Origin of the sequence: Rhizobium aethiopicum, from assembly GCF_900094625.1 — a bacterium.
Classification (GTDB): domain Bacteria; phylum Pseudomonadota; class Alphaproteobacteria; order Rhizobiales; family Rhizobiaceae; genus Rhizobium; species Rhizobium aethiopicum.
Genome location: NZ_FMAJ01000006.1, coordinates 71,458 through 93,512, shown reverse-complemented (window position 1 = coordinate 93,512; position 22,055 = coordinate 71,458). Strand labels below are relative to the sequence as shown.

General features: G+C 62.3%; 18 protein-coding genes. 13 read left to right on the top strand and 5 right to left on the bottom strand.

Features of this window, described 5'->3' with window-relative positions; translation table 11 throughout:
• The first annotated feature begins 1 nt into the window (after position 1).
• From GA0061105_RS14635 to GA0061105_RS14605, 7 genes are all read left to right on the top strand, one after another.
• Complete coding sequence (locus GA0061105_RS14635; RefSeq protein ID WP_064695601.1) at positions 2-1,000, top strand: ABC transporter permease; 999 nt, start codon at positions 2-4, stop codon at positions 998-1,000.
• Positions 1,000-2,172: an ABC transporter permease gene (locus tag GA0061105_RS14630; protein ID WP_064695602.1), complete on the top strand. Its 1,173-nt coding sequence runs from the start codon at positions 1,000-1,002 to the stop codon at positions 2,170-2,172. Before GA0061105_RS14635 ends, GA0061105_RS14630 begins: the two co-directional genes overlap by 1 nt.
• Positions 2,173-2,269: 97 nt before the next feature.
• Entirely contained in the window at positions 2,270-3,478 is a 1,209-nt protein-coding gene (locus GA0061105_RS14625) for a glycosyltransferase family protein (RefSeq protein WP_092751034.1), read from the top strand.
• Positions 3,479-3,487: 9 nt separating this feature from the next.
• Complete coding sequence (locus tag GA0061105_RS14620) at positions 3,488-4,735, top strand: glycosyltransferase (protein WP_064695604.1); 1,248 nt, start codon at positions 3,488-3,490, stop codon at positions 4,733-4,735.
• Positions 4,732-5,877, top strand: coding sequence for a glycosyltransferase family protein (locus GA0061105_RS14615; protein WP_064695745.1), 1,146 nt, complete (start codon positions 4,732-4,734; stop codon positions 5,875-5,877). The genes GA0061105_RS14620 and GA0061105_RS14615 overlap by 4 nt, the downstream gene beginning before the upstream one ends.
• A gap of 181 nt (positions 5,878-6,058) precedes the next feature.
• On the top strand, positions 6,059-8,773 hold the full coding sequence (locus tag GA0061105_RS14610) for an ABC transporter ATP-binding protein (protein WP_064695605.1): 2,715 nt from the start codon (positions 6,059-6,061) through the stop codon (positions 8,771-8,773).
• A gap of 97 nt (positions 8,774-8,870) precedes the next feature.
• Entirely contained in the window at positions 8,871-9,338 is a 468-nt protein-coding gene (locus GA0061105_RS14605; RefSeq protein WP_004679746.1) for a cyclic nucleotide-binding domain-containing protein, read from the top strand.
• A gap of 3 nt (positions 9,339-9,341) precedes the next feature.
• Here GA0061105_RS14605 and GA0061105_RS14600 read toward each other — a convergent pair whose 3' ends face one another.
• The 3 genes from GA0061105_RS14600 to GA0061105_RS14590 form a co-directional block, all read right to left on the bottom strand.
• Positions 9,342-9,638 (bottom strand): type II toxin-antitoxin system RelE/ParE family toxin, encoded by a 297-nt coding sequence (locus GA0061105_RS14600; protein WP_092751032.1) that lies wholly within the window; start codon positions 9,636-9,638, stop codon positions 9,342-9,344.
• A complete protein-coding gene (locus GA0061105_RS14595) occupies positions 9,635-10,093 on the bottom strand; it encodes a hypothetical protein (protein WP_064695607.1) in 459 nt (152 codons plus the stop codon). Before GA0061105_RS14595 ends, GA0061105_RS14600 begins: the two co-directional genes overlap by 4 nt.
• A 309-nt stretch (positions 10,094-10,402) precedes the next feature.
• On the bottom strand, positions 10,403-11,734 hold the full coding sequence (locus tag GA0061105_RS14590) for an MFS transporter (protein WP_092751030.1): 1,332 nt from the start codon (positions 11,732-11,734) through the stop codon (positions 10,403-10,405).
• Between the two features lie 376 nt (positions 11,735-12,110).
• On the opposite strand from GA0061105_RS14590, the gene cyoA reads away from it, so the two are divergent.
• The 6 genes from cyoA (at position 12,111) to GA0061105_RS14560 (ending at position 18,417) form a co-directional block, all read left to right on the top strand.
• Positions 12,111-13,277 carry a ubiquinol oxidase subunit II gene (cyoA, locus tag GA0061105_RS14585; RefSeq protein WP_092751028.1) on the top strand — a complete coding sequence of 389 codons (1,167 nt, stop codon included), beginning with the start codon at positions 12,111-12,113 and terminating at the stop codon, positions 13,275-13,277.
• Between the two features lie 42 nt (positions 13,278-13,319).
• A complete protein-coding gene (cyoB, locus tag GA0061105_RS14580) occupies positions 13,320-15,323 on the top strand; it encodes a cytochrome o ubiquinol oxidase subunit I (protein ID WP_092751026.1) in 2,004 nt (667 codons plus the stop codon).
• Positions 15,324-15,328: 5 nt separating this feature from the next.
• Positions 15,329-15,949, top strand: a complete 621-nt coding sequence (gene cyoC, locus GA0061105_RS14575) for a cytochrome o ubiquinol oxidase subunit III (protein ID WP_092751426.1) — start codon at positions 15,329-15,331, stop codon at positions 15,947-15,949.
• Complete coding sequence (gene cyoD, locus GA0061105_RS14570) at positions 15,946-16,347, top strand: cytochrome o ubiquinol oxidase subunit IV (RefSeq protein ID WP_092751024.1); 402 nt, start codon at positions 15,946-15,948, stop codon at positions 16,345-16,347. The genes cyoC and cyoD overlap by 4 nt, the downstream gene beginning before the upstream one ends.
• 38 nt (positions 16,348-16,385) lie before the next feature.
• Entirely contained in the window at positions 16,386-17,144 is a 759-nt protein-coding gene (locus GA0061105_RS14565) for an SURF1 family protein (RefSeq protein WP_092751424.1), read from the top strand.
• Positions 17,145-17,229: 85 nt separating this feature from the next.
• Positions 17,230-18,417, top strand: a complete 1,188-nt coding sequence (locus tag GA0061105_RS14560; RefSeq protein ID WP_092751022.1) for an acyltransferase family protein — start codon at positions 17,230-17,232, stop codon at positions 18,415-18,417.
• 20 nt (positions 18,418-18,437) lie between these two features.
• Here the strand turns inward: GA0061105_RS14560 and GA0061105_RS14555 are convergent, their stop codons facing one another.
• Together GA0061105_RS14555 and GA0061105_RS14550 are read right to left on the bottom strand one after the other, a co-directional pair.
• Positions 18,438-20,366 carry a hybrid sensor histidine kinase/response regulator gene (locus tag GA0061105_RS14555; protein WP_092751020.1) on the bottom strand — a complete coding sequence of 643 codons (1,929 nt, stop codon included), beginning with the start codon at positions 20,364-20,366 and terminating at the stop codon, positions 18,438-18,440.
• Positions 20,367-20,434: 68 nt separating this feature from the next.
• Positions 20,435-21,841 (bottom strand): FAD/NAD(P)-binding protein, encoded by a 1,407-nt coding sequence (locus GA0061105_RS14550; protein ID WP_092751422.1) that lies wholly within the window; start codon positions 21,839-21,841, stop codon positions 20,435-20,437.
• Between the last annotated feature and the right edge of the window lie 214 nt (positions 21,842-22,055).

The following is a 22,055-nucleotide window of genomic DNA, read 5'->3' as shown; positions in this document are numbered from 1 at the left end:
CGTGCTCAGATACATTCTCTGGCGCATGGCCGCCATGGTGCCGACGCTCTTCGTCATTTCGGCGCTTGTTTTCACAATCATCGAGCTGCCGCCGGGGGACTTCTTCGAGAGCCAGATCGCCGAGCTGCGCGCTTCCGGCGAGACTGCCAACCTCCAGGAAATCGAGGAAATGCGGGAGCAATACGGCTTCGACAAGCCGGAGATCGTGCGCTACTTCTACTGGGTCGGCGGCATGCTGCACGGCGATTTCGGCTATTCCTTCGAATACCAGCTGCCGGTCTCGGACGTGGTCGGCGAAAGGCTATGGCTGACGATCCTCGTCTCCTTCACGACGATCCTGCTCACCTGGCTGATCGCCTTTCCGATTGGCATCTATTCGGCGACGCACCAGTATAGCTGGAGCGATTACGGGCTGACCTTCCTCGGCCTGCTCGGCATCGCCATTCCGAACTTCATGCTGGCGCTGATCCTGATGTATTTCGCCAATGTCTGGTTCGGGCTGTCGATCGGCCATCTGATGGACCAGCAATATCTCAACCAGCCGATGAGCTGGGAAAAGGCGAAGTCGATCCTCGCCCATCTCTGGATTCCTGTGATCATCGTCGGCACGGCAGGCACCGCCGGCATGATCCGGCGGCTGCGGGCCAATCTTCTCGACGAGATGCAGAAGCAATACGTGACGACGGCTCGCGCCAAGGGACTGCATCCGATGCGGGCGCTGGTCAAATATCCGCTGCGCATGGCGCTCAATTTCTTCATCGCCGATATCGGTTCGATCCTTCCGTCGATCATCTCGGGCGCCGAGATCGTCGCAATCGTCCTGTCGCTGGAAACGACCGGGCCGATGCTGATCAAGGCGCTGCAGAGCCAGGACATGTACCTCGCCGGCTCCTTCCTGATGTTCCTGGCCTTTCTCAACGTCATCGGCGTGCTGATCTCCGATATCGCCCTCGGCTTCCTCGATCCCCGCATCCGTCTGCAAGGCAGGAGCACCAAATAATGTCGCCCCTTCCCGCACCCGGCGCGCCGTTGCCGCACTACGTCTCGACCGCTCCCTTCGATCCGCACGCGACGGAAAGCATGACGGCGGCGCAATCGCGCATCCATCTCGCCTCGCAGAAGCAGCTGATGTGGTGGAAGTTCAAGCAGCACCGGCTGGCCTTGATCTCCGGCATCTTTCTCGCCGTCACCTATCTGATGATCCTGGTCGTCGAGTTCCTGGCGCCCTACGGCCTGCACACGCGCAATGTCGATTTCATCCATGCGCCGCCGCAGCGGGTCCACTTCTTCGACAAGGGAGAATTCGTCGGTCCCTTCGTCTACGGCCGCACCATGACGCTCGATCTCGACACGCTGCACCGCGTCTATACCGACAGGCCGAACGATGTGCAGCCGATCCGCTTCTTCTGCCGGGGCGATTCTTACAAGTTTTGGGGCCTCGTCACCTCGAACTATCACCTCGTCTGCCCGGCGATCGGCGGCCAGATGTTCCTGCTCGGCACCGACCGGCTCGGCCGCGACGTGCTGTCGCGCATCCTCTACGGCGCACGGATCTCGCTGACGATCGGCCTGATCGGCATCGCCATCAGCTTTGTGCTCGGCATCGTCATCGGCGGCCTTGCCGGCTACTGGGGCGGCATTTTCGACCTCATCGTCCAGCGCCTGATCGAGGTGCTGCAATCGCTGCCGAGCCTGCCGCTATGGATGGCGCTGGCCGCCATCATGCCGGTGACCTGGAGCCCGATCGTCATCTATTTCGGCATCACCGTCATCCTCGGCATTATCGACTGGACCGGACTTGCGCGGGCCGTGCGCTCCAAGCTGCTTGCGTTGCGCGAAGAGGACTACGTCCAGGCCGCGCAGCTGATGGGCGCCAGCACGCCGCGCATCATCGGCCGGCATCTCGTGCCCGGTTTCATGTCGCACCTCATTGCTTCGGCGACGATTTCCATCCCCGGCATGATCCTCGGCGAGACCGCGCTCTCCTTCCTCGGCCTCGGCCTTCGTCCGCCGATCACCAGCTGGGGTATTCTGCTGACCGAGGCAAAAAGCGTCAGCGTCATCGCATTCTACCCATGGCTGCTCTTTCCGATCATTCCTGTTGTTCTTGTCATTTTGGCGTTCAACTTTCTGGGAGACGGCTTGCGCGATGCGGCAGATCCCTACAAATAGCAGGAAGCTCGGCGGCGCCCTAGGGCACCGCCCCCGCCTCTTGGCCTCCGGACGGTGGGGGTACTAATTCATGTTGTTCACCCCGGAGGGAACACCCATGGCCAGACGTCTCGAAGATGCTCGCATCCTCATGTACAGCCACGACACCTTCGGCCTCGGCCATCTCAGGCGCTGTCGTACCATCGCCCATGCGCTGGTCGAGGATTATCGCGGCCTCAATATCCTGATCATCTCGGGCGCCACCATCGCCGGCGCCTTCGATTACCGCGCCCGCGTCGATTTCGTGAAGATCCCGAGCGTCATCAAGCTTCGCAACGGCGAATATACGTCGCTCGCCAGCCATATCGACCTGCACGAGACGCTGAAGATGCGTGAATCGAGCATCCGTCATACGGCCGAGACCTTCCAGCCCGATATCTTCATCGTCGACAAGGAGCCGATGGGATTGAAGGGCGAAGTCGAGGATACGCTCGCCTATCTCAAGTCGCGCGGCACCGTGCTGGTTCTGGGGCTGCGCGAGATCATGGACGCGCCGCATCTGCTCGAGGCCGAGTGGAAGAAGAACAGCGTCATGCAGAAGATCGACCAATATTACGACAGCGTCTGGGTCTACGGTCCGCCTGATTTCTACGATCCGCTTATCGGTCTCGACGTGCCGCCGAGCCTGCGCCGGAAGATGGATTTCGTCGGCTTCCTGCAGCGCAGCGTCTCCAAGGGCAAGAGCTCGATCAACGCCCGCAAGGACAATTACCTTCTCGTCACGACGGGCGGCGGCGGCGACGGCTCCGATCTCGTTCATGACGTCATGAATGCCTATGAGGCCGATCCGACGCTGACGCAGAAGGCGCTGGTCGTGCTCGGGCCCTATATGCCGGCGGCCGAACGCGCCAAGCTGGTGCAGAAGGGTGAAGCCATTCCCTATATCGAGGTGATCGAGTTCGACAATCACATGGAGGAACTGATCGCCGGCGCCACCGGCGTCGTCGCCATGGGCGGCTACAACACCTACTGCGAGATCCTCTCCTTCGACAAGCCGGCCCTCATCGTGCCGCGCGTCAAGCCGCGCGAGGAACAGCTGCTGCGCGCCAAGCGCGCAAGCGAGCTCGGCCTCGTCGACATGCTGCTGCCGGAACAATCGATCGATCCCACCATCATGTCCGAGGCTCTGAAGCGCCTTCCTTTCCGCCTGCCGCCGTCGAAGAGCGGCAGCAACATGCATCTCGAAGGGCTGGACCACATCTCGCAGACCGTCGGCCGATGGCTCGACGGCCGCGCCACCCACCTTGCCCTCGTCGGCGCGGAATAGGGCACAGCCTTGCCGCCACGCCGCAAGATCCTCGTCGTGCTGAAAGGCTATCCCCGCCTTTCGGAAACCTTCATTGCCCAGGAGCTGCTCGGCCTCGAAAGGGCCGGCTTCGACCTGACGCTGATTTCCATGCGCCGGCCAACCGACAAGAAGCGTCATCCCGTGCATGACGAGATCAAGGCGCCGGTCGTCTACCTGCCCGAATATCTGCACGAGGAACCGATCCGCGTGCTGAAAGGCCTGTTTGCCGGATTCGGCAAACCCGGCTTCAAGGCGCTGATCAAACGCTTTTTCGCCGACCTCAAGCGCGACCCCTCCCGCAACCGCTTCCGCCGCCTCGGCCAGGCGCTGGTGCTGGGGCGCGAATGGCCTGACGGAGGCGAATGGCTGCACGCCCATTTCATCCACACGCCGGCCTCTGTGACAGAATATGCGAGCATCCTCACCGGCACGCCGTGGACCTGTTCGGCCCATGCCAAGGATATCTGGACATCGCCCGACTGGGAGCTCAACGAAAAACTCGGCAGTGCCCGCTGGGCGGTCACCTGCACCAGAACAGGCTACGAGCATATGCGGAGTCTGACCTCACGCAAGGACGCCGTGCATCTGAGTTACCACGGTCTCGACCTCGCCCGCTTCGGCCATTTTTCCGGCGCGCATTCGCAAAGGACCGGCAACGACCCCGACGATCCGGCCTTCATCCTCAGCGTCGGCCGAGCCGTCGAGAAGAAGGGCTACGACGTGCTGCTGCGGGCGCTGGCGCTGCTGCCCGCCGATCTGCATTGGCGCATGGAGCATATTGGCGGCGGCGACGAGCTTGCGAAGCTGAAGGCGCTTGCCACCGAGCTCGGCCTCTCCGGCCGCATCGTCTGGAAGGGCGCCATGGCCCAGGAAGAGGTGCTCGATCACTACCGCCGCGCCGATCTCTTCGCGCTTGCCTGCCGCATCGCCGCCAACGGCGACCGCGACGGCTTGCCGAACGTGTTGGTCGAGGCCTCGAGCCAGCGCCTCGTCTGCATCTCCACGACGGTATCCGGTGTGCCGGAACTGCTGACGGACGGCGAAAACGGCCTCGTCGTGCCGGCGGAGGATCCGGCGATGCTTGCCAAAGCCCTGGAGGCGGCAATCCGCGACCCGGCGCTGCGCAAGCGCCTCGGCGACGCCGCCGAAAGGCGGGTGCGTGAGAATTTCGACTATCATTCCAGCATCAGACAGCTCACCGGCCTGTTCGAGGCCGAATGGCAGAAGGCGTCATGACGGCCCCGCGAATCTTCTTCTACGTCCAGCACCTGCTCGGCATCGGCCACATCGCCCGCGCCAGCCGCATCGCCAGCGCGCTGGTCAAGGACGGTCTCGACGTCACCGTCGTGACCGGCGGCCTGCCAGTGCCGGGTTTTCCCGGCGAGGGCGTCAAGACCGTCGCCTTGCCCGCGGTCGTCGCCAGCAATACCGGTTTCTCCGGCCTCGCCGACGCCGACGGACGGCCTGCCGGTGAGGAATTCCTGGCTGCCCGCCGCGACCTGCTGCTCCAGGCATTCCATGCCGCAAGACCGGATGTCGTCATCATCGAGGCCTTCCCCTTCGGCCGGCGCCAGATGCGCTTCGAACTCCTGCCCCTGCTTGCGGCAATCGCGACGGCCGAGCCGCGGCCGAAACTGCTGAGCTCGGTGCGCGACATTCTGCAGGAAAACCGCAAGGCCGGCCGCGACGCCGAGACGGTCGCCCTCGTCAAAGATCATTTCGACGCCGTGCTCGTCCATGGCGATCCCGATTTCGTCAGGCTCGAAGACACCTTTCCGCTGACATCGGAGATCGCCGACAGGCTGCGTTACACCGGCCTCGTCGCTCCGCCGCCTGCGCCGGAACCGGTGGAGACCTTCGACATCATCGCATCGGCCGGCGGCGGCGCGGTCGGCGCCGAGCTGATCGGCGCGGCAAAACAGGCGGCGGCGCTGCTGCCGGGCGATCTTCGCTGGCTGCTGATATCGGGGCCCAATCTGCCGGAGCCCGATTTCGCCGCACTGTCGCGTAACATGGCTCCGAACGTGACGCTGGTGCGCTTCCGCAAAGATTTCCCCTCGCTTCTGCGCGGCGCCAGAGTGTCGATCTCGCAGGCGGGCTACAACACGGTCGGCGACCTCCTGCGCAGCGGATGCCGGGCGATCCTCGTCCCCTTTGTCGCCGGCGGCGAGACCGAACAGACGGTGCGCGCCGAACGGCTGCAGGCCCTTGATCTTGCCGATATCCTGCCGGAAATAGGGCTAACCTCCGCGCATGTGAAAGAGGCGGTCGAAAAGGCCCTTGCAGCGCCCCGGCAGGGGCCGGTCTCGCTCGATCTGGATGGGGCGGCGAAGACGGCCGCCATCATTCGCTCCATGATTGCCGAATCGCTCGCCTAATTCAAAATTCCTGTGATATAAGCAAGGTTCCGGTGAGAATCGGCCTTTCTGCTGTCGATGCCTTCGCCTTGTTTTCATTGCGATATCGGCGGTCCCGCTGCATGGTCCTGTTCTCAAGAATTCCTCCGTCCCCGCGCCCGGATCGCGCCTTCGGAATTTCCCAGCAAGCTGACGGTTAGCCATGGAAAAAAGCCTCGCCCGCTACATCTGGAAGAACACGCGGCTGCAGCAGCTGTGGATCCTGGCTGTCGTCGCCGCCTCGATGATCCCCTATTTCCTGTCCTTCGACCTGCCGAAGCAGATCGTCAACGGACCGATCCAGGGCGATGGATTCGAGGGACCGGGCGCAACGCAGAAATTCATGCACATCGCCTACGACATTCCGCTGATCGGCCATGTCGAATTTTTTCAAGGGCTGGAGCTCAACCGTTTCCAGATGCTGATGGCCCTCAGCCTGGTGTTCCTGGCACTGGTGGTACTGAACGGTCTCTTCAAATTCTACATCAACACCTATAAGGGCCGGCTCGGCGAACGTATGCTGCGCCGCATCCGCTTCGAGCTGATCGACAGGGTGCTGCGTTTCCCGCCCGCCCATTTCAAGCGGGTGAAATCGGCCGAGATCGCCACCATGATCAAGGACGAGGTGGAGCCGATGGGCGGCTTCACCGGCGACGCCTTCGTTTCGCCCGCCCTGCTCGGCGGTCAGGCGATCACGGCTCTCGCCTTCATCATCGTGCAGAATTTCTGGCTCGGCATGATTGCCGCCGGCATCGTCGGCGTCCAGGCGGTCGTCATCCCCCGCATGCGAAAGCGCCTGCTGGAGCTCGGCCGCCAGCGGCAGCTGACGGCGCGTGAACTCTCCGGCCGCGTCGGCGAAATCGTCGAGGGAATCGGCACGATTCACGGCAACGACACGTCAAACCTCGAACGCGCCGACATCGCCTCGCGCCTCGGCCGCATCTTCTCGATCCGCTACGACCTTTACCAGTGGAAGTTCCTGGTGAAGTTCATCAACAACTTCCTCGCCCAGGTCACGCCCTTCCTGTTCTACGCGATCGGCGGCTATCTCGCGCTGCAGGGCAGGCTCGATATCGGCCAGCTGGTCGCCGTGATATCGGCCTACAAAGACCTGCCCGGGCCGCTGAAGGAACTGATCGACTGGGACCAGATGCGCCAGGACGTGCAGGTGAAGTACCAGCAGGTCTACGAGCAGTTCAACGTCGAGCCCTTGATCGACAGCCGCATCCAGGAACTGGCGACCGCACCTGTGGGTGCGCTGACCAGCGCGCTCGTCGTCACCAACCTGACGCTCTCCGACGACAGCGGTGCCCGCCTCGTCGATCACGTCTCCGCCGAAATCAAGCCGAACGAGACGGTGGCGATCGTCGGTCCGAACGGCAGCGGCGCGGAAGCCTTCGCCGAAGCGCTCGGGCGGATGATCTGGCCCGACTCCGGCCGCATCACCATCGACGGACGCGACCTGCTCGAGCTGCCGGAATCGGTCACCGGCCGCCGCATCTCCTACGCCTCGGCCGACACCTTCTTCTTCCATGGCACGCTCGCCAGCAATCTGCTCTACGGCCTCAAGCACGCGCCAATGATCGACGCCGTCTACGACGAGAAGGAAGCGCAGGAATATAAATGGCACTCCGCCGAGGCGGTGAAGGCCGGCAATCCGACGCTCGACCTCAACAGCGATTGGGTGGATTACAAGGCGGCCGGCGCCAATGGGCCCGACGATCTCCTGACAGCGATCCGGCCGGTGCTCGACGCCGTCCAGATTTCCCAGGATATCCTCGACCTGGCGCTGCGCTCGAACGTCAATACCGACGTGCATGTGGCGGTCAGTGACCAGGTCGTGGCGCTACGCGCCTCGCTGCGCGACCGGCTGCGCGACGAAGGTCTCGACGGCATCGTCGTGCCTTTCGATTTCGATGCCTACAATGCCCAGGCGACGGTCGGCGAGAACCTGCTCTTCGGCACGATGAAGCGGCCGCTGATGACCAACCGCCGGCTTGCCGCCCATCCCTATTTCCAGCAGCTGTTCCGGGAAACGGGGCTCAGCACCGATCTCTACGCCATGGGCCTCGAGATCGCCGAAAATGCCGTCGAACTCTTCCACGACCTTCCGCCCGACCATCCCTTCTTCCAGCAGCTGACCTTCATGACGGCGGACGATATTCCGACCTATCAGGCGCTCTTGCAGAAGCTGCAAAGCCGCCGCTTCGAGGATGCGACGCCGGAAGAACGTTCGGCCATCATCCGTTTAAGTTTCGCCTATATCGAGCCGCGCCACCGCTTCGGCCTGCTGACCAACGAGCTGATGGACAAGATCGTCAGCGCCCGCAAGCAGTTCCACGCGCATATTCCGGCCGATCTCGCCGAACTGATCGAGCGCTACGACGCCGAGCGCTTCACGCCATCGGCCAGCCTGATGGACAATGTGCTCTTCGGCCGCATCGCCTATCAGCAGGCCGACGCCTCTGACCGCATCCGCGCGATCATGGGCGAGCTTTTCGACGCGCTCGACCTCTATGACGATGTCTTGTCGATCGGCCTCGAATTCGACGTCGGCTCCGGCGGGAAGCGGCTGACCATGGTGCAGCGCCAGAAGCTGAACCTTGCGCGGGCGCTGTTGAAACGCTCGGACTACTTCATCTTCAACCGGCCGCTGTCGGCGCTCGACCAACGCGTCCAGGATCAAATCACCCGCAACATCATCGAAGACCTGCATAAGGAAGGCCAGCGCCCGGCGATCATCTGGGTGCTTTCGAATGCGCGGCTCGCCGAGATGTTCGACCGGATCCTGCTGTTCGACCGGGGCGGGCTGGCAGAAGCCGGAAACTATCCGGAACTTTCCGAGAAAAACGGTATGTTCAAGGAACTGTTATCGTAATATTCTATTGGGGCGGCGATGGTAGGCGTTCCCGGGGGAACGCCCGGAATTGAGGCGCCTGGTTCCAAGAACCCTGCGTCAGGGGATTGAAACGCTCATGCTGTTGAGAGACGAAGTCGAAATGCTACGCCGGGTGCCGATCTTTTCGAGGATTGCGCCAGCGAAGCTCAAGCTTTTGGCCTTCACCTCCGACCGCATGACCTACAAGGCCGGTCAGGATCTCTTCCATCAGGGCGATGTCGGCGACGCCGCCTATGTCATTCTCTCCGGCAGCGCCGACATCATCGTCTCCTCGCCCGCAGGTGAGATCAAGGTGGCCGACGTCGAGCTCAATTCCATCGTCGGCGAAATCGCCATTCTCTGCGATGTCTCGCGCACCGCGACGGTGCGCGCCACCTCGCCGCTCGAGGTGCTGCGCATAAGCAAGGAGCACTTTCTGAAGCTGCTCAGCGACTTCCCCGAAATGGCCGTAGAAATCATGCGTGTGCTCGCCGACCGCCTGAACCACACGACGGCGGAGTTGACCGCAGCGCGTGCGGCAAAGCAGCCGCAGATGGCGCAGTAAGGTTTATAATCGATATTTCGGCGGCCATTTCTGCGCGCCGTGCACAAGGCGCAAAATTTCCACTTGGCCGATTTTCTGGCGAACACGATAGATCACGATAAAAGAGGTGCGTGAAATGACCAGTTCGCGCGTTCCATTAATGCGTCCGGGCCTGCCAATCTCCGGCTGATCGATGAGCAAATCGGTCTGACGCTCGATTTCATCGAGCTGGCTTATCGCGGCGCCGATATTCTGGTCGGCGATAAACTGAATTGCTTTCCTACGATCTGATTCAGCTTTCGCACGCCAGACGAGCTTCACTTCGTCTTGCCCTTAAGCCGCGCCACCAATTCCGCCCGTTCGCGCGCCATCTCTTCCTTGACGGTGTCGTGCGGGATCCAGACCGCGTTCGGATCGTCCGCTTCCCGGATCGCTTCCTCGACCTGCTCGCGGAACCACTTGTCGTATTCCGCCGCCTCATGGGTACGGCGTAGCGCCGCGGCCCGATCGGGCCGCGTTGCTATCTCAGGGACGTAATTGGCGGCATCGACATCGAACTGCGAAATGCCTACGTCCTTGAGATAGGAAACCAGAGTATCCATGCGCTTGAACAGGCGCACCTGCCGACTGCGTTGGGCGGCGAGCGGGCGTTCGGCCTTCCCGTAGCGGATGACGACGGACCAGCCGCCCGTTTTGCCGACGACATGCGCGGCATCGACCGCTCCGGCTTCGACAAGACGGGAAAGGGTCGAATGATCGATGGTTTCTGCGGTCATGGCATATCCTCGCTTGTCGCGAATATGATATGCAATTAATTATAGATTGCAACGCGTTCAACAATTGGAATGGCAGCTGCAGCGGTCTAGCAGATGTCAGATGCGAGGCAGGGCTGCTGCAGCTTTTGTGCCGCGAGGCTGCTTCTGACCCTAGCCCTCCCCCCGCAAAAACGAGAGAGGGACGTGCCCTGCGAGAAGCTGGCGGGGAACGGAGAAGTCGCGGCTTGCCCCTTCTCCCCGCGCGCGGGGAGAAGGGGCCGGCAGGCGAAGGAGGGGCCCGCGCCGTAGATGCAGGCCCGCGTAATAAACCTATTCCCGCTGTTCCAGCGCCTTGCTGAAGGCGAGTGCCGCAAGCGTGCAGACGGCGCCGGAGAGCAGGTAGTAGCCGACGAAGGTCAGGCCAAAGCGGCTGGAGAGGCTGAGCGCCACCAGCGGCGCGAAGCCGGCGCCGACAAGCCAGGCGAGATCCGAGGTGAAGGCGGCGCCGGTATAGCGGTAGCCGCGGCCGAAGCGCGACGAGATCGAGCCGGTTGCCTGGCCGAAGGACAGGCCGAGCACGCCAAAGCCGATGATGACGAAAGCATCGTGGCCGTTATTGCCCGACGCGATCAGGATCGGCCCGATAAAGCTGAAGATGGCGATGATCACGGCGCAGATGGCAAGCTGGGCGCGCCGGCCGATACGGTCGGCGATCAGGCCCGAGGCGATAATGGCGACGACGCCGACCATGGCGCCGATCACCTGCACCACCATGAAGGTGCCGATCGGCTGGTTGCCGTAGAGGCTCATCCAGCCGAGCGGGAAGATGGTGACGAGGTGGAACATGGCGAAGCTGGCGAGCGGCACGAAGGCGCCGATCAGGATGTCGCGGCCGTGAACGCGCAGCACCTCGAGGATCGGTGCGGCCTCCAGCTCATGCTGTTCGAGCAACGTGCCGAATTCCTTGGTCATGACCAGGCGCAGACGCGCAAACAGCGCCACGACGTTGATCGCGAAGGCGACGAAGAAGGGATAGCGCCAGCCCCAGGACAGGAAATCCTCGCTGGAAAGATTGGCGACGAAGTAACCGAAGAGCGTGCTTGCAAGCGCAAAGCCGATCGGCGCGCCGAGCTGCGGGATCATCGCATACCAGCCACGGTGATTGGGCGGCGCGTTGAGTGCGAGCAGCGATGCCAGGCCGTCCCAGGCGCCGCCGAGCGCAAAACCCTGGCCGAGACGGAAGAGCGCCAGCAGGGCGATCGACCAGACGCCGATCTCCGCGTAACCCGGCAGGAAGGCGATCGAGGCCGTGGAGCCGCCGAGCAGGAAGAGCGCGATCGTCAGCTTCGTGCCGCGCCCATACATCCGGTCGATCGTCATGAAGACGACGGAGCCGACGGGACGGGCGAGGAAAGCGAGCGAGAAGATGGCGAAGGAATAGAGGGTGCCCGTCAGCCTGTCCGGCGCGAAGGGAAAGACGAGCTGCGGAAAGACCAGGACCGAGGCGAGGCCGTAGACGAAGAAATCGAAGAATTCCGACATGCGGCCGATCACCACGCCGATGGCGATGCTGCCCGGTGACACCGGCTTGTCGTCGTGAATGCGCCGCGCGTCGCGTTCCAGCGACGACGACGACGGTCCGTAATGCGATGTTGTTGCCATAAACGCCTCCTCGTTAAGGCGCTTCCGGCAAGGCGCCCCAAGCGTGATCTTGATCAAACCCGCAGGCTTATCAAGTCCGTAAGACGGAAATAGTTCATCATCACGGCCCAAATGAAGCGGGGACCGAAAAATTTGCGTGATCCGGACGGAGATTTTCCCCTGCAAATGCTGGCCTGACCGGCTGTAGTGGATATATTGGCCTGAAACATGCGCACGCCTAAAATCCTTCTGAATCTCATCAGGATTTCAAAGCACTAGCGCCCGATGATTTTGCCGCAGTGCGGCATGTTTGCTGCACTGCGACCTTCCGCCTCATGTCGCGATCCGGTTCAGTGCTTTAGTCGCGGACCAAACGAAACAACAAGAGCTTAGAGACGTGCCAAAACTCATGAAGTTTTCCCGCCTTCTATCCGTCTTGCCGCTGCTTTTCCTGGCAGGATGCAACATGGTGGTCATGGCGCCCTCCGGCGACATCGCCGCGCAACAGCGTGATCTCATCGTCATCTCGACGGTGCTGATGCTTCTGATCATCGTTCCGGTGATCTTCCTGACGCTGCTCTTCGCCTGGCGCTACCGCCGCTCCAATACGGCCGCGACCTACGCGCCGGAATGGCATCATTCGACCCGCCTCGAAATCGTCATCTGGGCGGCACCCCTGGCGATCATCATAGCGCTCGGCGCCGTCACCTGGATTTCCACGCACAAGCTCGATCCCTACCGCCCGCTCGACCGGCTCGATGCGGAGCGCGCCATCCCGGCCGATACCAAGCCGCTGACCGTCGAGGTCGTGGCGCTCGACTGGAAATGGCTGTTCTTCTATCCCGAACTCGGCATCGCCACCGTCAACGAGATGGCCGCCCCCGTCGACACGCCGATCAATTTCAAGATCACCGCATCCTCGGTGATGAACTCCTTCTACATCCCCGCCCTTGCCGGCCAGATTTACGCCATGCCCGGCATGGAGACGAAGCTGCACGCCGTCATCAACCGGGAAGGCGAATATGAGGGCTTCTCCGCCAATTATAGCGGCTCAGGCTTCTCGCATATGCGCTTCAAGTTCCATGGCCTCACCGGCGAAGGCTTCGACGCCTGGGTGGGGAAGGTCAAGCAGCAGGGCACGATGCTCAACCGCGACGCCTATCTGAAGCTCGAAAAGCCGAGTGAAAAGGAGCCGGTGCGCTACTATGCCGGCGCCGATGGCGATCTCTACAATGCCATCCTCAACATGTGCGCCACGCCGGGCAAGATGTGCATGAACGAGATGATGCACATCGACATGACGGGCGGCGGCGGCAAGGAAAGTGCGGAGAATCGCGAGAGGCTGCAGTACGACAACCGCCACGCCGGCGAAGGTGTGGTGGCGCCGGCGGCCACCGTGCCGGCAACGGGCGCTCCGGCCCGCAGCGAACCGGCCAAAAACACCGATGGCAACAGCATGCAGCACGACATGCCCGGCATGGATATGCAGCATGAAGGCCATTCCATGCCCGGCATGAGCAATGGCGCCGATCCGGCGCCGGCGCAGCTCAACAACAACAATTAACCTGGCGCTTTGCGTCGCAAGACATAATGAACGGGTTGTTCCATGTTTTCCAATCCTGACCTCCTGAAGTTGATCTTCGGCCGGTTGACCCTCGACGCCATCCCCTATCACGATCCGATCCTGGTCGTGACCTTCATCGGCGTCGTCATCGGTGGCCTCGCCGTGCTCGGCGCCATCACCTATTTCAAGTTCTGGGGCCCGCTCTGGCACGACTGGATCTGCAGCGTCGATCACAAGAAGATCGGCATCATGTATGTGATCCTGGCCGTCATCATGCTCTTGCGCGGCTTTTCCGACGCGATTCTGATGCGTGTCCAACAAGCGATCGCCTTCAACGGTTCGGAAGGCTACCTGCCACCGCACCATTACGACCAGATCTTCACCGCCCACGGCGTCATCATGATCTTCTTCGTGGCGATGCCCTTCGTCACCGGCCTGATGAACTTCGTGGTGCCTCTGCAGATCGGGGCGCGCGACGTCTCCTTCCCCTTCCTCAACAACTTCTCCTTCTGGATGACGACCGCCGGCGCGATCATCATCATGCTGTCGCTGTTCATCGGCGAATTCGCCCAGACCGGCTGGCTTGCCTATCCGCCGCTATCGGGTGCCGCCTACAGTCCGGGCGTTGGCGTCGACTATTATATTTGGGGCCTGCAGGTGGCAGGCGTCGGCACGACGCTATCCGGCATCAACCTGATCGCCACCATCGTCAAAATGCGCGCGCCCGGCATGACCTTCATGAAGATGCCGGTCTTCACCTGGACTGCGCTCTGCACCAACGTGCTGATCGTCGCCTCCTTCCCGATCCTGACGGCAACGCTCGCGCTGCTGTCGCTCGACCGCTATGCCGGGACCAACTTCTTTACCAACGACCTCGGCGGCAATCCGATGATGTACATCAACCTTATCTGGATCTGGGGCCATCCGGAGGTCTACATCCTGGTGCTTCCGGCCTTCGGCATCTTCTCGGAAGTCGTCGCCACCTTCTCCGGCAAACGGCTGTTCGGCTATGCCTCGATGGTCTACGCCACCTGCGTGATCATGATCCTGTCCTACATCGTCTGGCTGCATCACTTCTTCACGATGGGTTCGGGCGCCAGCGTGAACTCCTTCTTCGGCATCACCACGATGATCATCTCGATCCCCACGGGAGCGAAGATCTTCAACTGGCTCTTCACCATGTATCGCGGCCGCATCCGCTACGAGGTGCCGATGCTGTGGACGGTCGGCTTCATGGTGACCTTCGTCATCGGCGGCATGACCGGCGTCATGCTGGCCGTGCCGCCGGCCGACTTCGTGCTGCACAATTCGCTGTTCCTGATCGCCCATTTCCACAACGTCATCATCGGCGGCGTTCTCTTCGGCATGTTCGCCGGCGTGAACTACTGGTTCCCGAAGGCCTTCGGCTTCAAGCTCGATCCCTTCTGGGGCAAAATGAGCTTCTGGTTCTGGCAGATCGGCTTCTGGTTCGCCTTCATGCCGCTCTACGTGCTCGGCCTGATGGGCGTCACCCGCCGCATGAGTCAGTTCGAGGACCCGTCGCTGCAGATCTGGTTCATCATCGCCGCCTTCGGCGTCGGCCTGATCGCCCTCGGCATCGCCGCCTTCCTGATCCAGATCGTCGTCAGCTTCATGAAGCGCGAAGAACTGCGCGACGACAGCGGTGATCCCTGGGATGGCCGGACGCTGGAGTGGTCGACGTCCTCGCCGCCACCGGATTACAACTTCGCTTTCACGCCCGTCGTGCACGACCATGACAGCTGGTACGACATGAAGAGGCGCGGTTACGAACGCCCGCTCGGCGGCTTCAAGCCGATCCACATGCCGAAAAATACCGGCACCGGCGCCATCCTGTCGGCGATCAGCGTCGCCCTCGCCTTCGGCCTGATCTGGTATATGTGGTGGCTGGTGATCGTCTCCGCCGTCGCGCTGCTCGTGGTGGCGATCGGCCACACGTTCAACTACAGACGCGACTTCTACATTCCCGCCGATAAGGTGACTGAAACGGAAGGCAAGCGCACGGTGCTGCTTGCCGAGCAGGTGTAATGACCATGAGCGATCAGACCATCGACACGGCCGAAAAGCCTGAATTCTACCTGACGGAAGATCATCATCCGGAGAACAGCACCAATCTCGGCTTCTGGCTCTACCTGATGAGCGACTGCCTGATCTTCGCGGTGTTGTTTGCCACCCACGGCGTCGTCGGCCGCAATTATGCCGCCGGCCCGTCGCCCGCCGATCTCTTCGATCTGCCGATCGTGGCCCTCAACACTTCGATGCTGCTTCTCTCCTCGATCACCTATGGCTTCGCCATGCTGCAGATGGAGCGCAACGCCAAGGCGGAAACGCTGTTCTGGCTCGCCGTCACCGGCCTGTTCGGCGCGGCCTTCATCGGGCTGGAGCTGTACGAGTTCATCCACCTGATCCACGAGGGCGCCGGGCCGACGCGCAGCGCCTTCCTCTCCTCCTTCTTCACGCTTGTCGGCACCCACGGACTGCACGTCACCTTCGGCATCATCTGGCTGATCACGCTGATGGTGCAGGTGTCGATGCACGGGCTGATCGAGGCCAACCGCCGCCGCCTGATGTGCCTTTCGATGTTCTGGCACTTCCTCGACGTCGTCTGGATCGGCGTCTTTTCCTTTGTCTATCTGCTCGGAGTTCTCGGATGAGTTCGCAAGCACCCGCCCATGAGGATGCCCACGAGGCCCATCACGGCCACAGCCACGGCCACCAGGCCGGCCACGGCACGTTCAAGAGCTATATGACGGGCTTCGTGCTCTCCGTCATCCTGACCGCCATTCCTTTCTGGCTTGTCATGGCCGGCGTCTTCGACAGCCAGGCGCTGACGGCGGTGCTGGTGATGGGCCTCGGCGCCATACAGATCGTCGTCCACATGGTCTTCTTCCTGCACATGAACCCCAGGAGCGAAGGCGGCTGGACGATGATGGCGCTCATCTTCACCATCATCATCGTCGCCATCACGCTCTCCGGTTCGCTCTGGGTCATGCATCATCTCAACGCCAACATGATGCCGATGAGCCCCGAGATGATGAAGAACATGCCGTAGCGGCAATGAAGGGCGGCCGCAGCGCCGCCCTGAGTCCAATGAGCGAAGCCTCCACACAAACATCGGATAGACGGCATTTTCGGGCAAAGCGCGTGCTCTTCGCCGTCTGCCTGGCGCTGCTTGCCGCCATCCTCCTTGGTCTCGGCACCTGGCAGGTCGAGCGCCTGGGCTGGAAGCGCGACCTCATCGCCCGCGTTGACCAGCGTGTGCACGCAGGCGCCGTGCCTGCGCCGGCGCGCGCCGACTGGGACAAGGTCAATGCCGGTGACGACGAATATCGCCGGGTGAGCGTCGAGGGAACGCTGGCAAACGACAAGGAGACGCTGGTCTATGCCTCGACCGTGCTCGGCCCCGGCTATTGGGTGATGACACCGCTGATGCTCGCTGACGGAACCGCGATCCTCGTCAATCGCGGCTTCGTGCCGACCGACAGGCGCGACCCGGCCTCACGCCGCGAGGGTCAGTTGTCGGAGCCGATCGCCATCACCGGGCTGATGCGGATGACCGAGCCGAAGGGATCGCTGCTTCAATCCAACGACGTCGGTGCCGACCGCTGGTATTCGCGCGATGTCGCAGCGATCGGACAAAAGCGCGGCCTCGATGCAGTCGCGCCCTATTTCATCGATGCCGACGCCGCCGCCAATCCCGGCGGCCTGCCCGTCGGCGGCCTGACGGTCATCCATTTTCCCAACAATCATCTCGTCTATGCGATCACCTGGTACGGGCTGGCGGCGATGGTGCTGGCATTGCTTGTGTTTGTTGTACGCGGCGAGCGGGAAAGAGGCCGCCGGGAGTAATCGGGGCAGTTGAGTGCAGCGGATTAATATCTTGTAAAGCGATGTCCGATACTGCTTGCCCGAACAGAACATTTTGAAGCTGCACATGAGCCGGCCGGACTACATCCCCAGTCTCGATGGTCTGCGCGGTATCGCCGCGGTTCTGGTCGTTCAAGCGCATATCGGGCTTATCTTTCCGAACACAGCCTTGCATGTCATGACCATGGGCAGCGAAGCCGTCGGCTTGTTCTTTGCCCTCAGCGGCTTTCTGATGGCCCATCTCTATGGCTCGCGGCCGGTGACCAAAAACGCCGTCCTGGATTTTCTTGTGAGCCGCATTGCCCGCATCTATCCGGTCTATCTGGCCGCGGTCCTGCTGGTGGCGATGCTGTCCAGCATGCAGGATCTAAACTTCGTTCAGCCGATCATCGGCGGCACGGATTTCCTGCGCCATGTTTTCCTTCTGGGCTCGAGCGGCGTTTTCTGGTCAATTCCGCCCGAAATACAATTCTATCTGCTCTTCCCCATCCTCTGGCTCTGCTTGGCCCGCCCGCACCGCCATAGCGGCGTGATCGTAGGCTTGGCGGTGCTGGTCGTGGTGGACGGTCTGCTTGAATTGCCGGGGCCGGGAATACTGCTTCTTTCCAAGCTCCCCTACTTTGTTTTCGGCGCACTTGCCGGAGCGATTCATTCCTACTGGGACAGATGGACGCCAACCGCCCTCGCGGGAGCCTTCACGCTGTTCCTTCTGGCGGCGTTCTTCACTTACAGGCATGTCCTGCCGGGTTTCTCCCCGGAATTCTGGGGCCTGCAAAGCGCCGTCGCCGCAGCCGTAATCGTGGCGCTCGTCGCTCGGCACCCGCCCATCGCGGCACATTTCCTGGCTGCTGCCCCCTTGCGGTTCTTGGGCGCGATCAGCTTCTCGCTCTATCTATTCCATGTCCCCATCATGTTCCTTGTGCGTCGGGCTTTCGATGGCCTGATACCGGAACCGGCGCTCATCTTGGTGGCGCTTGGCACTGCGGCAGCAGGAGCATGGTTCATCCATGAGACTATAGAAGTCCCGAGCCGCCGCCTGCTCGTCGGCTTGTGGCAGCATCATCGGTGGCGCGCAGCCTCGCGCGAAACTCCGGCCGAGACGATCGAACAGGCGATCTTCGACCTGCAGGAGACCGAAAAGCGCCTCCTGAGCAGCGCAGCTTTGGCACAAGAAATGTCGACGACCGCAGAACCTGGAGAGACAGCCGGGCGCACGGTCATCGAAGATCAGTGCGACGAGAAGCTTCGCGCCTAAAGCGCCGATCCGGCTTACAGTTAAACGCCAATCCGGCTGATCGCTTCGGCAAGCTGCGCCTGCGAGAACGGTTTGCCGAGGCGCGGCAGATTGGCGGCGCCGGCGCCGTCGGGCAGATCGGCGTAACCGGTGGCGAGAATGATCGGCATCTTCGGCCACTCGCTGCGGATCGCCTCGGCGAGCTGTGCCCCCGTCATCCGCGGCATGGCGTGATCGCAGATGACCAGATCAACCGGCTCCTTGCGCAGAATGTCGAGCGCCTCGGGACCGGCCATCGCCTCGAAAACGGTGTGGCCGAGATCCTCCAGCATCAGCGTCGTATTCATCAGGACCAGGCCGTCGTCATCGACGGCGACGATGCGCAGCCCGTGCGGCGGGTTTTCCGGCCGTTGCGGCACATCGGCCGATGCTTCGGCGGCCTGTTCGGCAATGACGACAGGAAACCATAGCTCGGCCGTCGTGCCCTCGCCGAGGGTGCTCTTCAGAATGAGCCGACCGCCGGACTGGCTTGCGAGACCCTGCACCATGGAAAGGCCGAGGCCGGTGCCCTTGCCGACACCCTTGGTGGTGAAGAACGGCGTCACCGCCTGCTCCAGCGTCTTCGCATCCATGCCCTCGCCTTCATCGATCACGGCGATACAGATGTAGCGGCCGGCCGACAGCGGCCCCCTGCCTGCGGTTATCGATTCCTCGGATGCGCGAAGCACGATGCGGCCGCCGGAAGGCATGGCGTCGCGCGCGTTGACGACAAGGTTGAGGATCGCCATCTCCAGCTGGGCGGGATCGGTGAGAATGGTCGGCAGCCTGACCGGGAAGGAGGTCTCGATCGTGGTGAGAGGACCGAGCGACCGGCTCAAAATATCCATCATGCCACGCACCAGGCCCGAGACGTCGATCGGCTCCATGTGCAGTTCCTGCCGGCGCGAGAAGGCCAGCATGCGCTGCGTCAAGGCGGCACCCCGCTGGGCGCCCTGCATGGCGTTGTCGACCAGCGACGTCAGCGAGAGGTCTTGCGGCATGCGCTTTTTCAGGATTTCGAGACTGCCGAGCACAGCCATAAGCAGATTGTTGAAATCATGGGCGATACCGCCGGTCAATTGACCGATCGCCTCCATCTTCTGCGATTGGAAAAGCTCTTCGCGCGCCTGCTCCAACGCCCGCTGCGTCTCCATCTTTTCGGTGATGTCGCGGGTGATCTTGGCGAAACCGAGCACCTCACCCTGTTCGTCCCGGATGACGTCGACGACGACGCTGGCCCAGAAGCGGGTGCCGTCCTTGCGAACACGCCAGCCTTCCCTTTCGAACCGGCCTTCGGCGCGCGCGACGTGTAGCGCCTTCTCGGGCAGGCCGGCCGCGCGATCCTCGGGCGTGTAGAAGGTCGAGAAATGCCGTCCGATAATTTCATCAGGCTGATAGCCCTTAATGCGCTCGGCGCCGAAGTTCCAACTGCTGACATGGCCGCCGGGATCGAGCATGTAGATCGCATAGTCCGAAACGCCCTGGACCAGGCGGCGAAATTGCTCCTCGCTCTGGCGGATCGCGTTTTCGGCTGCCCTGCGTTCGGTTAGATCGCGGGTAATCTTGGCAAAGCCGACGAGTTCACCAGTGGGGTGCCGGATCGGATCGATGACGACATGCGCCCAGAAGCGGCTGCCGTCCTTGCGCTGGCGCCAGCCCTCCCCCTCGAACCGACCCTGCTCCACCGCCGTTGCGAGGGCACGCTCAGGGACGCCTGCGGCACGGTCCTCTGCCACGTAGAAACGAGAAAAATGCTCGCCGAGGATTTCCGATGGCTTGTAGCCTTTGAAACGTTGCGCACCGGTATTCCAGCTGGTGACAATGCCTTCAGGGCTCAGCATATAGATGGCATAGTCGGTGATGGCATCGACCAAAAGACGAAAGCGCCCGTCTTCATCAAGAGACGTAGCATGTCGATCCAGCACTTCCATCTGCCCCTCTCGGTTACCAGCGCCCTTAACGCGGCACGGGGCAGATAGTTCCGAAAAATCACACTTTTTCAGACGGCCCTGACCTGCGGATGGAACCGCTCGCCGATACGCTCGGCAGCGGCATAGGCCTGCGAGACGATCTCCGGCACGAGGTCGATATCGGGCAGGCTGCCGAGACCGAGCGGGCCGATGGCAAAGAGGCCGGCGACCGTTGAACCGTCCTCCAGAAAGGGCTCGCCGCGTGCACTGACCGCCACTCCGAGCGAAAGTTCGTCCGGCATGGCAAGCCCGGCGGAAAACAGGCTCTGCATCAGCGGCGCGGAAAGATCTGGCGCCTGGCAGCGGCAATCGATGACGCGCTCGGCATGGATGACCTCTTCGACAGAGGAACCGGCCGGCGTGAAGAACAGGCCGCTCAGGCCCCGGCGGCCGGCCCGGCCGCGGCGCAGCACAGTGCGGCCTTCGGCAAGCTCGCGTTTCAGGCGCAGGTGCATGGCCTCCGGCAGACGATTGCGATGGCTGTCGTAGATCGCCCTCAAATGGCGGTTGAACTGGTGTTTGTCGCGGGCCGGCAGCGATCTCCAAAGGGAGCGGGCATGTTTCCTCAGACCATTCATCACCGACTGCCAGCTGCGCCCCTCTTCCTCCGCCTCGCGACAGGCCTGGCGGATGAAGCGCACGATGTCAGGCAGGCTCTCCGGCAGCGCTTCGGCCGGAAACACCGGGTCGGCCGAATTCGGCGTATGGCTCTGGGGCAGAAAGCCGCGCCGAGAGATGATCGTCACTTGGCCGGCATAACCAGAATCGCGCAGCTGCAACAACTGATCGACGACGCGAATGCCGCTGCCGAGCAGCACGGCATGCGGCCGCGCGACGAGGCGCTGGGCCCTGACCGGCGAAGGCCCCGGCTCCTCGGCATCCGGATCGCTCAGGCCGTAGCCGGTGGCGAGAACCACGGTATCGAACAGCGGATTGGCCGGATTGGCGCTTTCGAGCAGGAAGCGGTTGCCATGGCTCCGGCGGATCGCCACCACAGGATCGTTGCAGACTTGAACGGTGATGTCCCGGCGCGCGGCGAGTGCTTCCGAAAAGCGCTGGTAGACGTAGTCGCTGAAGATCTCCTTCGGCACGAATATCTGCCGGAAACCCGGAATGGCGGCCGGCACTGCGGCGCGGAAGGCGGCGTTGCTACAGAGCCAATCGTTGAAATCGTCGCTGTCGCCGACCGAAACCGAGAGATCACGCACGCGGGTATTGAGGATCGTCGAGGCGCGGGCGGAGGCCAGCGCCTGCCCGCCACTGACCGACGAATCCGGATCGAATAACTGCAGGTGGAAAGGCGCGTGCACCGTCTTCATCAGCGCAATTGCCGTCATCATTCCGGAGAAGCCGCGCCCGACGATCGCTATGCGCGGCACGGCCGAAATCTGCGCCGCAGCCTTGGCTCTTCCCGAAAAAAGTCCCTGAACCGTCATCGCAACTCCTTTGCGCTTCATTCGCAGCCTGAGGTCGATCGAGGTTTCAACGCATAAACAGCGGCTCACGCGTTGATGAGGGTCACGCGGCCGTTCACGCCGCAGCTCGGGTCCAACCAGGAGCCCGCAAAGGAACGAGGAACTGCTCCTCGCGCCGATAGTCTATCAAACTGGTAGTGTATCAAAGCGCGAAATGGCACAGCTGGCAAGAGCT

Coding starts and splice junctions, on each gene's coding strand:
- GA0061105_RS14550 (WP_092751422.1), bottom strand. CDS start 21,841: ATGACGGTTCAGGGACTTTTTTCGGGAAGAGCCAAGGCTGCGGCGCAG.
- GA0061105_RS14555 (WP_092751020.1), bottom strand. CDS start 20,366: ATGGAAGTGCTGGATCGACATGCTACGTCTCTTGATGAAGACGGGCGC.
- GA0061105_RS14560 (WP_092751022.1), top strand. CDS start 17,230: ATGAGCCGGCCGGACTACATCCCCAGTCTCGATGGTCTGCGCGGTATC.
- GA0061105_RS14595 (WP_064695607.1), bottom strand. CDS start 10,093: ATGACCGCAGAAACCATCGATCATTCGACCCTTTCCCGTCTTGTCGAA.
- GA0061105_RS14625 (WP_092751034.1), top strand. CDS start 2,270: ATGGCCAGACGTCTCGAAGATGCTCGCATCCTCATGTACAGCCACGAC.
- GA0061105_RS14615 (WP_064695745.1), top strand. CDS start 4,732: ATGACGGCCCCGCGAATCTTCTTCTACGTCCAGCACCTGCTCGGCATC.
- cyoD (WP_092751024.1), top strand. CDS start 15,946: ATGAGTTCGCAAGCACCCGCCCATGAGGATGCCCACGAGGCCCATCAC.
- GA0061105_RS14610 (WP_064695605.1), top strand. CDS start 6,059: ATGGAAAAAAGCCTCGCCCGCTACATCTGGAAGAACACGCGGCTGCAG.
- GA0061105_RS14630 (WP_064695602.1), top strand. CDS start 1,000: ATGTCGCCCCTTCCCGCACCCGGCGCGCCGTTGCCGCACTACGTCTCG.
- GA0061105_RS14565 (WP_092751424.1), top strand. CDS start 16,386: ATGAGCGAAGCCTCCACACAAACATCGGATAGACGGCATTTTCGGGCA.
- GA0061105_RS14590 (WP_092751030.1), bottom strand. CDS start 11,734: ATGGCAACAACATCGCATTACGGACCGTCGTCGTCGTCGCTGGAACGC.
- cyoC (WP_092751426.1), top strand. CDS start 15,329: ATGAGCGATCAGACCATCGACACGGCCGAAAAGCCTGAATTCTACCTG.
- GA0061105_RS14605 (WP_004679746.1), top strand. CDS start 8,871: ATGCTGTTGAGAGACGAAGTCGAAATGCTACGCCGGGTGCCGATCTTT.
- cyoB (WP_092751026.1), top strand. CDS start 13,320: ATGTTTTCCAATCCTGACCTCCTGAAGTTGATCTTCGGCCGGTTGACC.